We start from the raw sequence: 14,252 nt of genomic DNA, 5'->3' as shown, positions 1-14,252 counted from the left end.
CGTCATGCTGAACTTGGTTCAGCATCCACCGCGCCCCAGGAGCAGCGCCGCGGGTGGAGAGATGGACCCTGAAACGAGTTCAGGGTGACGCCGGGGACGTGCGGAACGCGGAGGACGAGGCGAGCGGGCTGCGGGTCGCCGCCCTCCCGCGTCACTCCGCCGGCGCCTCGCCCGGGCGGCCGTCGCCGCGATAGCCGAGGTGGCCGCCGGGCTGGTGCTCGATCACCGGCCCGTCGCGCACCTCGTCGCCCGGCTTGTAGGTGAGCAGCCGGCGCGACAGCCGTGGCCCGATCCAGCGCTCGACCCCCACCGCCAGGCTGAAGGTCGCCGGCACGATCAGCAGCGTCAGCAGCGTCGAGAGGATCAGCCCGCCGATCACGGTGATGCTCATCGGCGCGCGGAACGAGGCGTCGCCGGTCAGCGCCAGCGCGGTCGGCACCATGCCCGCCACCATCGCGACCGTGGTCATGACGATCGGCTGGGCGCGCTTGTGCCCGGCGTCGAGGATCGCGACGCTCTTCTCGACGCCCTTGCCCATCTCTTCCAGCGCGAAGTCGATCAGCAGGATCGAGTTCTTGGCGACGATACCGAGCAGCATCAGCAACCCGATATAGACGGCCATCGAGATCTCGTGCCCCGTGATCCACAGCGCGAGCAGCGCGCCGAGCGGCGCCAGCAGCAGCGAGCCGATGTTCACGAACGGCGGCATCAGCCGCTTGTAGAGCAGCACCAGCACCGCCAGCAGCAGCAGCAGGCCCGAGACGACCGCGATCATGAAGTTCTGGATCATCTCGGTCTGCCACTTGGCCTGGCCGAGCGTGAGCTCGCGCACGCCGATCGGCAGCTTCTGCATCGTGGGCAGCGCGTGGATCTGCTTCATCGCCTCGCTGTTGACGACGCCGGGCGCCAGGTCGGCGCCGACCACCAACTGGCGCTGCTGGTTGACGCGCTCGATCTTGGTCGGGCCGGCGCCGAAGCCGATCTCGGCGACGACGCTCAGCGGCACCGATCCGCCGCTGCCGGTCGGCACCGGCAGGTTCTGGATCGTCGACAGCCGTTCGCGCGAATCCTCCGACAGCGCGACCCGGATCGGGATCTGGCGGTCGGAGAGCGAGAAGCGCGCGCTGTTCTGGTCGATGTCGCCCAGCGTCGCGATGCGGATCGCGTTGGACAGCGCACTGGTCGTCACCCCCAGGCTCGCGGCGAGGTCGAGCCGCGGGCGAATCACGATCTCGGGCCGCTGCAGGTCGCCGCTGACGCGCGGTGCGACGACGGTCTTGAGCTTCGCCATCTCCTGCACCAGCCGGCTGGCGGTCTCGTTGAGCAGCACCGGGTCCTCGCCACCCAGCACGATCGACAGGTCGCGGCTGTTCGAACCCCAGCCGAACTGCGACCGGAACGCGACGCGCGCGTCGGGGATCGCGCTCAGCCGCGGCGCGAGGCTCCGCTCGAACTCGATGCTGGTCATTGCGCGGTCTTCGGCGAGTTCGACGCTCACCCGGCCGTTGCCGACGTTGGTCGTCGAATAGGCGGAGGTGACGATCGGCTGCGCGCGCAGGAGCTCTTCGACCTCCTTCACCACCTTCGCGGTCTGCGCCAGCGTGGTGCCGGGCACCATCTCGATCGTCGCGGTCGAGCGGTCGCGGTCCTGCGCCGGCTGGAAGGTGGACGGCAGCACTCCGAACATGAACAATGTTGCCGCGAAGGCGACGGCGCTCGCGACCACCGCCACCCAGCGATGCTTCAGCGTCCAGCGCAGCGTCCCCATATAGGCGCGCATCGCCGGCCCGTCGCCCTTGGTAACGTGGCCGTGTTCCTTGAGGAAATAGGCCGCGATCATCGGCGTGATGAGACGCGCGACGGCCAGGCTGATGAGCACCGCGACGACGACGGTCAGGCCGAAGTTCTTGAAGAACTGGCCGGCGATGCCCGGCATCAGGCCGACCGGCAGGAACACCGCGACGATCGCCATCGTGGTGGCGAGCACGGCCAAGCCGATTTCGTCGGCGGCGTCGATCGACGCCTGATAGGCGGACTTGCCCATCCGCATGTGGCGGACGATGTTCTCGATTTCCACGATCGCGTCGTCGACCAGCACGCCCGCCACCAGGCTGAGCGCGAGCAGCGTCATCTGGTTGAGCGAGAAGCCCATCAGGTCCATGAACCAGAAGGTCGGGATCGCCGACAGCGGGATCGCGAGCGCCGAGATCAGCGTCGCGCGCCAGTCGCGCAGGAACAGGAACACCACCACGACTGCGAGGAACGCGCCCTCCAGCATCGCGTCGATCGCCGATTCGTACTGGGTCTCGGTATATTTGACGCTGTCCGACAGCAGCGCGAAGCGCACCTGCGGGTTGCGCTCCTGCAGCGCCTTGAGCCGTTCCTCCGCCTCGTGGAACACGGTGACGTCGGAGGCGCCCTTGGCGCGCTTGATGTCGAACGACAGCACGCGGCGGCCGTTGTAGGCCGCGGCCGAGCGCTGCTCGGCATAGGCGTCGCGCACCCGGGCGATGTCGGCGAGACGCACGGTCCGCCCGCCGCCGAGCGAGATGCGGGTCTGGCCGAGCTCGTAGGCGGACGCCGCGTTGCCGAGCACGCGCACCGACTGTTCGGAGCCGGCGATCTGCGCGCGGCCGCCCGCGGCGTTGAGGTTCACCTGGCGCAGCGCCTGGTTCACCTGGCTGGCGGTCACCCCCAGCCCCTGCAGTCGCGCGGGGTCGAGGATGACGCGGATCTCGCGGTCGACGCCGCCGATCCGCTCGACCGTCGACATGCCGTCGATCGACAGCAGTTCCTTGGCGACGGTGTTGTCCACGTACCAGCTGAGCTGTTCCTCGGTCATGTCGCTGGCGATCGCGGTCCAGCTGGCGAGGTCCTTGTCGGTGGTGTTGGCGCGATAGATCTGCGGCTCGAGGATGCCCTCGGGCAGCTCGCTGCGGATCTGGTTGACCGCTTCGCGCACGTCGGTGACGGCGCGGTCGATCGGCGTGCCGATGTCGAGCTGGACGACCGTGGTCGAATTGCCCTCGCTCACCTCCGAGGTGATCTCGTCGATTCCCTGCAGGCTGCGCACCGCCGCCTCGACGCGCTGGGTGACCTGGGTCTCCAGCTCGGTCGGCGCCGCGCCCGGCTGGTTGATGACGACGATCGCCACCGGGAATTCGATGTCCGGATCCTGGTTGACGTCCATCCGGAAGAAGCTGACGAACCCCGCGATCGTCAGCGCGACGAACAGCACGATCGGCGGGATCGGGTTGCGGATCGCCCAGGCGGAGATGTTGCGGAAGCCCATGGCTCAGCCTCCCGTCTTGCGCAGCGTCGGATCGACCTTCTGCCCGGGGTTGAGGAACGCCCCCGCGCTTACCACCACCCGCTCGGTCCCGGCGAGTCCGTCGGCGATGGCGACGCCGGCGTCCGAGACCTCGCCGACCGTCACCGAACGCCGCTGCGCCTGGTTCTTGGCGTCGAGAACATAGACGTAGTTGCCTTCCGCGTCGCTCAGCACCGCCGATTCGGGGAGCAGCGGCGCGGCGCGCGCGCCCGACAGGATGCGCGCGGTGGCGAAGCCGCCCGGCCGCAGCGCGGAATCATAGGATAGCGCGACGCGAACGATGCCCTGCCGCGTGTCCGGATCGATCACCGGGGAGACCTGCCACACCTCGCCGCGGAACGTCTGGGTCGAGCCGACCGGCGTCACCTCGGCGGGAACGCCGACGGTCATGCGCGCCATGTCGCTTTCCGACAGCTGCACGCGCATCTCCATCTGGCCGCCCATCGCCATGCGGAACAGCGTGCCGCTGCCCGACGAGACGATCTGGCCCGGCTCGACGCTGCGCGTCAGCACCAGCCCCGCGGCGGGAGCGCGGATGTCGAGCCGGCGGTTGCGCGCGCGGGCCTCGGCCAGCTGCGCCTCCGCCACCCGCACCCCTGCCCGTGCGGAATCGCGCGTCGCGGTCTTGCGGTCGAGGTCGGCCTTGGACACGAAGCCGCGGCCGACCAGCTGCTGCGAGCGGTCGAGCTCGGTTTGGGCAATGCGGGCGTCGGCCTGGGCGACGCGTACCTGCGCCTCCAGCGATTCGGCGGTCTGCGCCTGCACCGACCGGTCGACGCTGGCGAGCACCTGGCCCTCGCGCACCCAGCTGCCGGGTTCGACGAGCACGCGCGTCACTTCGCCGCCCTCGCCCGCGACGCCGATCGGCATCTCGCGGCGTGCGGCGAGCGATCCGGTGCCGGTCACCACGCTCTGCACCGACTCCCGCCCGGGAACCATCACGGTCACCCGCGGAACCTGGCTGTTGCCGGCAGCGCCCCCCTCGGGCGCGGCAGGCGCCTCGCCGCCGCCGCGGCTCATCAGGAATCCCACGACGATCGCGACGAGCAGCAGGAGTCCGGCGGCGACAATCCACTTGCGGCGGCGGCGCGCCGGCGCCTCCGGCCCGGTCAGCGCGGGACGATCCTCTTCCCCGATCGCCTTCGCCTCATACTCCATCTGCGCCAACTCCCCCGCCGCATCGCGCCGCTGTGTTATCCTAATAAGGCACCCGCCTCAAGGCCGCACGACTGCGCTCGCGACTTGCCCGTTGCCCGAACCGCCCGCAAGAAAAACCGGCGTTCAGCCTGCGTTGTCGTGCGCCGCGCAAAGGAGAGCGCAGGTCGCAGACCGATTTCGACAGGAGAACAACGTTGCGCAGTCTTCCGATTCTCGCCGCCGCGGCGCTGGCCGCCGGTACCGCCGTCCCCGCCGTCGCGCAGCAGGCGATGAACGCCCCGCTGCTGCTCGACGCGACGCTGCTCGACGTGGTGGCGGAAGGGAAGGCGACGCGCGTGCCGGACATCGCGACGCTGCGTGCGGGCGTGGTGACCCAGGCGGTGACCGCGGCGGCGGCGCTTCAGGACAATTCGGCGCGGATGAACCGCGTGGTCGCGGCCCTGCGCAAAGCCGGGGTCGCGCCGCGCGATATCCAGACCGCGACCATCGCGCTGTCGCCGCAGTATCGCTATGCCGAAAACGAGCCGCCGGTGATCACCGGCTATCAGGCGTCGAACCAGGTGTCGGTGCGCTTCCGCGACATCGCCAAGAGCGGCGCGATCCTGGACGCGCTCGTCGCGCAGGGTGCGAACCAGATCCAGGGGCCGGACCTGTCGGTCGACGCCGCCGACCAGGCGACCGACGAGGCGCGCACCGACGCGATCGCCAAGGCCCGCGCCCGCGCCGAACTCTACGCCAAGGCGGCGGGGCTGCGCGTCGATCGCATCCTGACGATCGCCGAGGGCGACGTGCCGGCGCCGCCGATGCCGATGGCCGGCCGCGTCCGGCTCCAGTCGGCCGAGGCCGACTCGACGCCGATGGCTGCGGGCGAGCAGGACATCACCGCCACGGTGACGGTGCGATTTCTGCTGCGCTGAGCCGCACCGGGGGGGGGCGCCGAGCCGCCTCCCCCAATACGAAGAAGGGCCGCCCCCGAGGGGACGGCCCTTTTCGATTCCGCGTGTGACGGGGCCCCTCGGCGGGGCCGGGCGTCCGCTTAGCGGAAGCCCCGTCGTCCGCTTAGCGGACGGTGCCGCGACGGATCAGATTGACGATCGCCAGCAGGATGATCGCACCCACCAGCGAGGTGATGAACGACGTCACCGTGATACCGGCATTGATGTTGGCGCCAAAGATCAGCGACGCGATGAACGCGCCGACGATGCCGACCACGACGTTGAGAATGATGCCCTGCTGCGCGTCGGTGCGCATGACCAGGCTCGCCAGCCAGCCGACCAGACCACCCACGATAAGCCAGATGATGACGTTCATAGTCCTTGTCCCTCCGTTACAGCCGCGTACTCGGCCTGTTGGTGGAAGGACTCGCAACGCGGCAGAAGGTTCCGGGCGCGTCACGAGTATCGGGCAACCGCGATCAATACTTCTGCTGGCGCTCGTACAGGGAACGATAATGCTGGATGCGCGTGACGCGCAGTCCCGGCATGCCCGAGCGGTCGATCGCGCGCTGCCAGCCGGCGAACTCCTCGGGCGACAGGCCGTAGCGGGCGCAGACCTCGTCGACGGTCAGCAGCCCGCCGTTGACCGCGGCGACCACCTCCGCCTTGCGCCGGACGACCCAGCGGGTCGTGTCGGCCGGCGGCAGCGACTCGATCGTCAGCGGCTCGCCGAGCGGCCCGATCACCTTTGCGGGACGAATCTTCTGATTCTGGATCATCTTCTACCTCTGGGGATGCCGGCCGTTCTCCCGATGCGGCCCGCACCCATGTTCAGTCCCGTGACGCTTCCGAGAGTTCCTCCACCGTTGGCCGAGGCGGCCGCAGCACCTCCGCCACCAGCGGGTGGAACGCCCCGTGCCGCGGCGCCAACAACCCGGCGCCGACCCGCGCCATCGTGACCTTCGCCTGCACCCGCGCCGTCACGCTGGCCGCCTGCCGCGCGCTCGCCCCCGCAAGCAGCACCGCCAGGTCGACCGGCAGCGCCGTCACCGCGACGCCGCGTTCCAGCCGGGCAAAACTCAGGTCCAAACGTCGCTTCTCCCTACCGATCGGCAGCGCCGGGGGTACGACGGGATGTTAAAGGCCGGGTAAAGACGGGTTCGGTCCGTCGCGTTTTTTGCATCCGGTCGTCGCGCGCCCTATGTCCGCCGCCATGTTCGAGGGCGATTTCCAGCTTGAGTCTCCGGTGTCCGCACGCCGCATCGTCGTCGCCATGTCGGGCGGAGTCGACAGCTCGGTCGTCGCGGCGCTGGCGGCGCGGACCGGCGCCGAGACGATCGGGGTGACGCTCCAGCTCTACGACCACGGCGCCGCGGTCGGCCGCGCCGGCAGCTGCTGCGCAGGGCGCGATATCCGCGACGCGCGCGCGGTGTGCGACAGCCTGGGCATCGCCCACTACGTCTTCGATCACGAGACCAGCTTCCGCGAAGCCGTGATCGACGATTTCGCCGACGAATATCTCGCCGGCCGCACGCCGATCCCCTGCGTGAAGTGCAACATGGGGCCGAAGTTCACCGACCTGCTCGCGCTCGCGCGCGATCTGGGCGCCGATTGCCTGGCGACCGGCCACTACGTCCGACGCATGGTGGGCGCCGAAGGTGCCGAACTCCACCGCGCGGTCGATCCGGCGCGCGACCAGAGCTACTTCCTGTTCGCGACCACGCGCAGCCAGCTCGACTTCATCCGCTTTCCGCTAGGCGGGATGCCCAAGGCGCGGGTCCGCGAAATCGCCGCCGAGATGGGGTTGGGCGTCGCGACCAAGCCCGACAGCCAGGACATCTGTTTCGTGCCCGACGGCGACTATGCCGGGCTGGTCAAGAAGCTGCGGCCGGGTGCCGACGCCGGCGGCGAGATCGTCGACCTGGAAGGCCGGGTACTTGGGACTCACGCCGGGCTGGTCGGCTTCACCGTGGGCCAGCGCCGCGGGCTGGAGATCGGCGGCCAGCCCGAGCCGCTGTACGTCGTGCGGCTGGAGCCGGAGAGCCGGCGGCTGGTGGTCGGCCCGCGCATCGCGCTGGCGGTCGGTGCGGCGCGGCTTTCCGACATCAACTGGCTGGGCGGCGATCGCGGCCAGCCGCTCACCGCCAAGGTGCGCTCGCTCGCCAAGCCCGTTCCGGCGCGGCTCGACGGCGACCGGCTGGTGTTCGACGCGCCAGAGTACGGCGTGGCGCCGGGGCAGGCGGCGGTGCTTTATGCGGGCGAGCGGGTGCTAGGCGGCGGCTGGATCGCGGAAACCCAAGCGGCTGTGCCGCTGGCGGCGTGAGCCCCCAAACCGTTCGTCTCGAGTAGCCATCGAGTAGCGGCGTAGCCGCGTATCGAGAGGGCGTATCGAGAGACAGGTTGGCGTGCGGGACCGTACCTCGATACGAGCTCTCGATACGCGCCTCGCGGCGCGACTCGATCTCTACTCGGCACGAACGGGGAGGAGGATGGGACGGTGCCTCCCACCCTCACGGCAGCCGGAACCGCCCCTCGATCACCGTCACGCAGCGCCCGCCCAGGATCGCGCGGTCGCCGTCCAGCCGCACCGTCAGCCGCCCGCCGCGCGCGCTCGCCTGGTGGGCGGTGAAACGGTCGCGCCCCAGCCGCTCGGTCCAGTACCGCGCCATGACGGCGTGCGCCGATCCGGTCACCGGATCCTCGGCGATGCCGCACCCCGGCGCGAACACCCGGCTGACCACGTCGGTCTCGCGGCCGGGCGCGGTGACGATCACGATCGCCTCTCCCGCGACGCAGAGGCCGGCGGGCTCGGGCTGGAGCTGCTCGACCAAGTCCGCGCTCGCGACCACCGCCACGGCATAGCCATGGTCGTGCCACAGCGTTTCCTGGACGTCGCAGGCGAGCGCCGCGACGATCTTTGGCAGCGGCTTGGGTTCCGGCACCCAGGTCGGCAGCGCCATCGCATAGCCGTCGCCGTCGCGCGCCACCTCCAGCACCCCGGCGTGGCAGGTTCGGAAGCGTACCCGCTCCAGCGCGCGATCCGCCGACAGCAGGAAATGCCCGCTCGCCAGCGTAGCATGGCCACACAGCATCACCTCCGTCTCGGGCGTGAACCAGCGCAGCTCGCGATCCGCCGCCCCGCTCGCGTCGGGCACCAGAAACGCGGTTTCCGACAGGTTGTTCTCGGCGGCGATCTGCTGGAGCAGCGCGTCCTCGGGCCAGGCGTCGAGCGCGAGCACCGCCGCCGGATTGCCGGCGAACGGCCGGTCGGTAAAGGCGTCGACTTGCGCGAACGGAACCATGGTCATCCTCCTACCCGCTTGCCGAACCAGTGCGGGGTGACGTCGGCCTCGACCAGCGGGTTGTCGGTGTCGACATGGCCTTCGGGGTCGAGGTGGATCAGCACCTCGACGCGCGGATAGGCGCGGCGCAGGTTCTTCTCCACCGACTCGACGATCTCGTGCGCGTCGGCGACGCTCAGGTCGCGATCGACTTCCATGTGGAACTGCGCGAAGTCGTGGCTGCCGGAGCGGCGGGTGCGGAAATCGTGGATGCCGCGCAAGCCCTCCTGCCGCGCCGCCACGTCGAGGAAGGCGGCGCGCTCGCCCTCCGGCCATTCCTTGTCCATCAGCTGGTCGATCGCCTGGCTCGACGCGCGGAACGCGCCCCACGCCAGCCACAGCGCGATGGCGATGCCGAACAGCGGGTCGGCGCCCGGCAGCCCGGCGTACTGGTCGAGCACGATCGCCGCGATCACCGCCAGGTTGAGCAACAGGTCCGACTGATAGTGGACGCTGTCGGCGCGGATCGCGACCGATCCGGTCTGGCGGATGATCGCGCGCTGATAGGCGAGCAGCGCGAAGGTTGCGACGATCGCGAACAGCGACACGCCGATGCCGAACTGCGCGTCGGCGGTCTCCCCCGGCTCGGCGAAGGCACCGATCGCGCGCCAGGCGATGCCGACCGCCGAGGCGGCGATGAGCGCCACCTGGAAGAGCGCCGCCAGCGCCTCCGCCTTGCCGTGGCCGAAGCGATGGTCGTGGTCCGCCGGCGTTGCCGCCAGCCGCACGCCGTAGAGCGTCACCAGCGAGGCGAGCAGGTCGAGCGCGGTGTCGGCGAGGCTGCCGAGCATCGCCACCGACCCGGTGCTCCAGGCCGCCACTCCCTTGAGCACGAGCAGCGCCACCGCCATCGCCACCGAGGCGAGGGCGGCGCGCACCGCAAAGGGAATGATCCGCCCGCGCTCGGCCTCGGTCACGGGAACAGCAGCCCCTCGCTCCAGCCGTCGGCGGCGCGGGTGAACAGCCGCCGCTCGTGCAGGCGGTAGGCGCGGTCCTGCCAGAACTCGATCCGGTCGGGTACGACGCGATAGCCGCCCCAGTGCGGCGGGCGCGGCACGTCGCCGCCCTCGTAGCGCGCCTGCGCCTCGGCGAAGCGGCGCTCGAAGCTGTCGCGCGCGTCGAGCGGCTGCGACTGGAGCGATGCCCAGGCGCCGAGCTGCGAATCGCGCGGACGGACGGCGAAATAGGCGTCCGACTCGGCGTCGCTCACTTCGCGCACGGCGCCTTCGATGCGCACCTGACGGCGCAGCCCCTTCCAGTGGAACAGCAGCGCGGCGTGCGGATTGGCGGCGAGGTCGGCGCCCTTGCGACTCTGCCGGTTGGTGTAGAAGACGAACCCCGTCTTCGCCCCATGCTCCTTCAGCAGCACTTCGCGCACCGATGGTCGGCCGGCGGCATCGGCGGTGGCGAGCGCCATCGCGTTGGGATCGTTGGGTTCGCTCGTCGCGGCCTCTGCCAGCCAGGCGTCGAACAGCGCGAAGGGATCGTTCGTCATGCCCGCGCCTATACGCCGCTTGGCGCCGCTTCGCACCCCTTCGCCCCATCGGATCGGCGGGCCCGCGCGGGAACGACTCTTTCGCCTGAGAATTGAATCGGTTGCGCAACCAAGCAGGGAACGGGCGATGGCGGCAAGGGCCTATTGGCAGGGACAGATCCGGCTCGCGCTGGTGTCGATCCCAGTGGAGATCTACACCGCGACCAAATCGAGCGCGACGGTCTCCTTCCGCCAGATGCACGAGCCGACCGGCAAGCCGATCAAATATGAAAAGAGCGTGGCTGGCGTCGGCCCGGTCGATCCCGACGAGATCGTCAAGGGCTACGAGGTCGAGAAGGGCAACTACATCCTGCTGGAGCAGGACGAGATCGACGCGGTGAAGCTCGAGTCGAAGAAGACGCTGGAGCTCACCCAGTTCGTCGACGCGCACGAGATCGACGTGCTCTACTACGAAAAGCCCTATTTCGTGGTGCCGGCCGACGACCTGGCCGAAGAGGCGTTCATCGTGCTGCGCGAGGCGTTGAAGCGCACGAAGAAGGTCGGGCTCGGCCAGCTCGCGCTGCGCGGCCGCGAATATGTCGTGAGCCTCAAACCGTGCGGGCGCGGCATGGTGCTGGAGACGCTGCGCTACGCCGACGAGGTCCATCGCGCCCAGGGCTATTTCCGCGACATTCCCGACGACGCGCCCGACGAGGACCTGCTCGACCTGGCCGAGACGCTGATCGCAAAGAAGTCGGCCAAGTTCGATCCGCAGGAGTTTCACGACCGCTATGTCGATGCGCTCAAGGACCTGATCGAGCGCAAGAAGAAGGCCAAGGGCAAGATCGTCGACACCAGCGCCGACGAAGGCGCGCGCCCCTCCGGGGCGAATGTCGTCGACCTGATGGCGGCGCTCAAGAAGTCGCTGGAGAAGCCCGGCGATGCGAAACCGGCGGCCAAGAAGCGCGCCACCAAGGCGGCCGCCAACGACGCGGAAGGCAAGCCGGCGCGCAAGACGACCGCGAAGAAGCCGGCGGCGAAATCGTCGGCAAAGGCCCCGGCGCGCAAACGTGCCTGACGCCCTACCCGCACCCTGCACCCGTATCCCGGCGCAGGCTGGGATCCAGAGCCAAGCCCTGCAGCGGCCAGTGAGTCCCATCTGGACCCCGGCCTTCGCCGGGGTACGCGACGGTCGCGCCCCTGCACCGCACCCGTGCTCCCGCGCAGGCGGGAGCCTAGGGCCAGGCAGAACCACAAAAGGTAGCGTGCGCGACCCTGGGCTCCCGCCTGCGCGGGAGCACGGAATTGGGCGGGAGCATAGTGTCGCGCGGTTGATGGCGAGGGCCGCCTGACATGACCAAGACCGACCCGCTCGCGCTCTACAACGCGAAGCGCGACTTCAGCCGCACCGCCGAGCCCGCGGGCACGCTGGAGCCCGGCCACGGCAACCGCTTCATCGTCCAGAAGCACGACGCCACCCGCCTCCACTGGGACTTCCGCATCGAACTGGACGGCGTGCTCAAAAGCTGGGCGGTAACGCGCGGCCCAAGCCTCGACCCCGACCAGAAGCGGCTGGCGGTCCGCACCGAGGACCATCCGCTGTCCTACGGCGACTTCGAAGGCACCATCCCAAAGGGCGAGTACGGCGGCGGCACGGTGATGCTATGGGACGATGGCACCTGGGCGCCGATCAAGGGCAAGTCGGCCAAGGACCTCGACAAGGGCCATCTCCACTTCGTCCTCGACGGCGAACGGATGAAGGGCGAGTGGCTGCTGATCCGCCTGAAACCGCGCGGCCGCGAGAAGAACGAGAACTGGCTGCTGCGCAAGATCGACGATGCGCACGCCGGCGGCGCCGACACGCTGGTCGAAACTGCGCTCACCAGCATCAAAACCGGCCGGACGATGGAGGAGATCGCCGCGGGGAAGAAGGCCGCGACCAAGCCCAAGGCGAGGAAGCCTGCCGCGACGAACCCACGCGCCAAGGCCAAAGCGCCGGGCAAGCGCCCCAGCTTCGCCGAGCCGCAGCTGTGCACGCTGGTCGACGCGGTCCGCACCGGCAGCGCTTGGCTGCACGAGGTGAAGTACGACGGCTATCGCGCGCTGCTCGCGATCGGCAAGGGCGGGCCGGTGGTCTACACCCGCTCCGGGCTCGACTGGACCGACAGGTTCCCGGGCATCGCCGAAGCCGCCGCCGCGATCCCGGCCGGCAGTGCGCTGATCGACGGCGAGATCGTCGCGTTCAAGGACGGGCGCCCCGACTTCTCCACGCTGCAGGCCGCGATCAAGGACGGCGGCGAGATGGCGTTCTTCGCCTTCGACCTGCTGGAACTGGACGGCGAGGACCTGCGCGCGCTGCCGCAGGTGCAGCGCAAGGACCGGCTGCGCCCGCTGGTCGAGAATGTCGACGCGCGGCTGCACTATTCGGAACATGTCGTCGGCGCCGGCGAGAAGCTGTTCGAGGCGATGTGCCGGGAGGGCTATGAGGGCGTCGTCTCCAAGCGCGCCGACGCGCCCTATCGCGGCACGCGCAGCAAGGGCTGGCTCAAGACCAAGTGCATCCGCCGGCAGGAGTTCGTCGTCGTCGGCTGGCTGCCCTCCACCGCTGCCAGCCGGGGGCTTCGATCGCTGCTGCTGGCGGTGAACGGCCCCGACGGCCTCACCTATGCGGGCAAGGTCGGCACCGGCTTCGAAGCCGCCACCATTGACGATCTGCGGGGCCGGCTCGACCGGATCGCCCGCAAGACCCCGCCGGTCGCGGTGCCCCGTGCCGCCGCGCTCGGTGCGCATTGGGTGACGCCGCGGCTGGTTGCCGAGGTCGCCTTCGCCGAGTTCACCGCCGAACAGGTGGTGCGCCACGCCAGCTTCGTCGCGCTGCGCGAGGACAAGGCCGCAACCGAGGTGGTCGTCGAGGCTCCCGAGGCGCCGCCGGCCGCGACCCGACCCGCCAAGGTTGCCGGCAAGAAGGCCGCGGTTCCGACATCCTCCGTGAAGATCAGCAGCGCCGACCGGGTGATCTTCCCGGAAGACGGCGCCACCAAGGGCGATCTCGCCGCCTATGTGGCGCAGGTGTCGCCGATCATGCTGCCCTGGGTCGCCAACCGCCCGATCAGTCTGGTGCGCTGCCCGCAAGGCCGTGCCAAGCAGTGCTTCTTCCAGAAGCACGACGCCGGCAGCTTCGGCGACCAGGTCGCGCACGTCGACATCCGCGAGAAGGACGGATCGACCGAGCCCTACCTCTACGTCCGCGACCTCGACGGGCTGATGGCGTGCGTCCAGATGGGAACGATCGAGTTCCACGGCTGGGGAGCACGCGTGGAGGACGTCGAACGGCCCGACCGGCTGGTGTTCGACCTCGATCCCGACGAGGGGCTCGACTGGCGCGACGTCCAGCGCGCCGCCGAGGACGTCAAGCGCCACCTCGCCGACATGGGGCTGGCGAGCTTCGCGATGCTGTCGGGCGGCAAGGGCGTGCATGTTGTGGTGCCGCTCACCCCCCAGGCCGAATGGCCGGCGGTCAAGTCCTTCGCCGACCGCTTCGCCCGCGCGCTGGCGGCGGCCGAGCCCGAGCGCTTCGTCGCGACCATGTCCAAGGCGAAGCGCAAGGGCCGGATCTTCCTCGACTGGCTGCGCAACCAGCGCGGCGCTACCGCGGTAATGCCCTATTCCGCCCGCGCCCGCCCCGGCGCGCATGTCGCCGCCCCGGTCAGCTGGGCGGAGTTCGGCGACATCGCGACGCCCCGCCGCTTCTCGATCCACGATGCCGACGAACTGATCGAGCGCGCCAACGGCCGCGGTCTGGCCGGCTGGGGGATTGCGGACCAGCCGCTGCCGGACTTCTGAGCGGAGCCGAAAACCCCCGGCCCTCCCTCGTTCGTGCCGAGTAGAGACCGAGCAGCGCCTTCAGGCGCGTGTCGAGGGCTCGTATCGAGGTACCGCCCCACAACCTGCCTCTCGATACGCCCTCTCGATACGCTGCTTGCGCAGCTACTCGACGGCTACTCGAGACGAAC

12 protein-coding genes are annotated in these 14,252 nt (G+C 69.9%); 4 read left to right on the top strand and 8 right to left on the bottom strand.

What is annotated here, in order from left to right:
• Nucleotides 1–151: 151 nt before the first annotated feature.
• Together ACBY01_RS05455 and ACBY01_RS05450 are read right to left on the bottom strand one after the other, a co-directional pair.
• A complete protein-coding gene (locus tag ACBY01_RS05455; RefSeq protein WP_416459772.1) occupies nucleotides 152–3,292 on the bottom strand; it encodes an efflux RND transporter permease subunit in 3,141 nt (1,046 codons plus the stop codon).
• Between the two features lie 3 nt (nucleotides 3,293–3,295).
• Nucleotides 3,296–4,489 (bottom strand): efflux RND transporter periplasmic adaptor subunit, encoded by a 1,194-nt coding sequence (locus tag ACBY01_RS05450; RefSeq protein ID WP_416459771.1) that lies wholly within the window; start codon nucleotides 4,487–4,489, stop codon nucleotides 3,296–3,298.
• Nucleotides 4,490–4,683: 194 nt separating this feature from the next.
• Here ACBY01_RS05450 and ACBY01_RS05445 point away from each other — a divergent pair, with 194 nt between their 5' ends.
• Nucleotides 4,684–5,406 (top strand): SIMPL domain-containing protein, encoded by a 723-nt coding sequence (locus tag ACBY01_RS05445; RefSeq protein ID WP_416459770.1) that lies wholly within the window; start codon nucleotides 4,684–4,686, stop codon nucleotides 5,404–5,406.
• A 142-nt stretch (nucleotides 5,407–5,548) separates the two neighbouring features.
• On the opposite strand, the gene ACBY01_RS05440 is transcribed toward ACBY01_RS05445, so the two are convergent.
• The 3 genes from ACBY01_RS05440 to ACBY01_RS05430 all read right to left on the bottom strand — a co-directional run bounded on the left by ACBY01_RS05440 (nucleotide 5,549) and on the right by ACBY01_RS05430 (nucleotide 6,513).
• Nucleotides 5,549–5,800 (bottom strand): GlsB/YeaQ/YmgE family stress response membrane protein, encoded by a 252-nt coding sequence (locus tag ACBY01_RS05440; RefSeq protein WP_416459769.1) that lies wholly within the window; start codon nucleotides 5,798–5,800, stop codon nucleotides 5,549–5,551.
• 103 nt (nucleotides 5,801–5,903) lie between these two features.
• Entirely contained in the window at nucleotides 5,904–6,203 is a 300-nt protein-coding gene (gene sciP, locus ACBY01_RS05435) for a CtrA inhibitor SciP (RefSeq protein ID WP_416459768.1), read from the bottom strand.
• A gap of 52 nt (nucleotides 6,204–6,255) precedes the next feature.
• A complete protein-coding gene (locus ACBY01_RS05430; RefSeq protein WP_416459767.1) occupies nucleotides 6,256–6,513 on the bottom strand; it encodes a hypothetical protein in 258 nt (85 codons plus the stop codon).
• A gap of 124 nt (nucleotides 6,514–6,637) precedes the next feature.
• Here ACBY01_RS05430 and mnmA point away from each other — a divergent pair, with 124 nt between their 5' ends.
• Nucleotides 6,638–7,747, top strand: coding sequence for a tRNA 2-thiouridine(34) synthase MnmA (gene mnmA, locus ACBY01_RS05425; protein ID WP_416459765.1), 1,110 nt, complete (start codon nucleotides 6,638–6,640; stop codon nucleotides 7,745–7,747).
• 187 nt (nucleotides 7,748–7,934) lie between these two features.
• Here the strand turns inward: mnmA and ACBY01_RS05420 are convergent, their stop codons facing one another.
• Genes ACBY01_RS05420 through pdxH form a run of 3 tightly spaced genes read right to left on the bottom strand, consistent with a single transcriptional unit; the run spans nucleotide 7,935 to nucleotide 10,260 of the window.
• Nucleotides 7,935–8,732: a PhzF family phenazine biosynthesis protein gene (locus ACBY01_RS05420; protein WP_416459764.1), complete on the bottom strand. Its 798-nt coding sequence runs from the start codon at nucleotides 8,730–8,732 to the stop codon at nucleotides 7,935–7,937.
• On the bottom strand, nucleotides 8,729–9,682 hold the full coding sequence (locus tag ACBY01_RS05415; RefSeq protein WP_416459763.1) for a cation diffusion facilitator family transporter: 954 nt from the start codon (nucleotides 9,680–9,682) through the stop codon (nucleotides 8,729–8,731). The genes ACBY01_RS05420 and ACBY01_RS05415 overlap by 4 nt, the downstream gene beginning before the upstream one ends.
• Nucleotides 9,679–10,260, bottom strand: a complete 582-nt coding sequence (gene pdxH, locus ACBY01_RS05410) for a pyridoxamine 5'-phosphate oxidase (protein ID WP_416459762.1) — start codon at nucleotides 10,258–10,260, stop codon at nucleotides 9,679–9,681. The genes ACBY01_RS05415 and pdxH overlap by 4 nt, the downstream gene beginning before the upstream one ends.
• 127 nt (nucleotides 10,261–10,387) lie before the next feature.
• Here pdxH and ku point away from each other — a divergent pair, with 127 nt between their 5' ends.
• Both ku and ligD read left to right on the top strand, forming a co-directional pair.
• Nucleotides 10,388–11,317 (top strand): non-homologous end joining protein Ku, encoded by a 930-nt coding sequence (gene ku / locus ACBY01_RS05405; protein WP_416459761.1) that lies wholly within the window; start codon nucleotides 10,388–10,390, stop codon nucleotides 11,315–11,317.
• 275 nt (nucleotides 11,318–11,592) lie between these two features.
• Nucleotides 11,593–14,082, top strand: coding sequence for a DNA ligase D (gene ligD / locus ACBY01_RS05400; RefSeq protein WP_416459760.1), 2,490 nt, complete (start codon nucleotides 11,593–11,595; stop codon nucleotides 14,080–14,082).
• Nucleotides 14,083–14,252: the final 170 nt, after the last annotated feature.

The organism is Sphingomonas mangrovi (assembly GCF_047975845.1).
GTDB lineage: Bacteria > Pseudomonadota > Alphaproteobacteria > Sphingomonadales > Sphingomonadaceae > Sphingomonas.
Note: the sequence above shows the minus strand (reverse complement) of the source record. Positions and strands in the feature narration are given on the sequence as shown.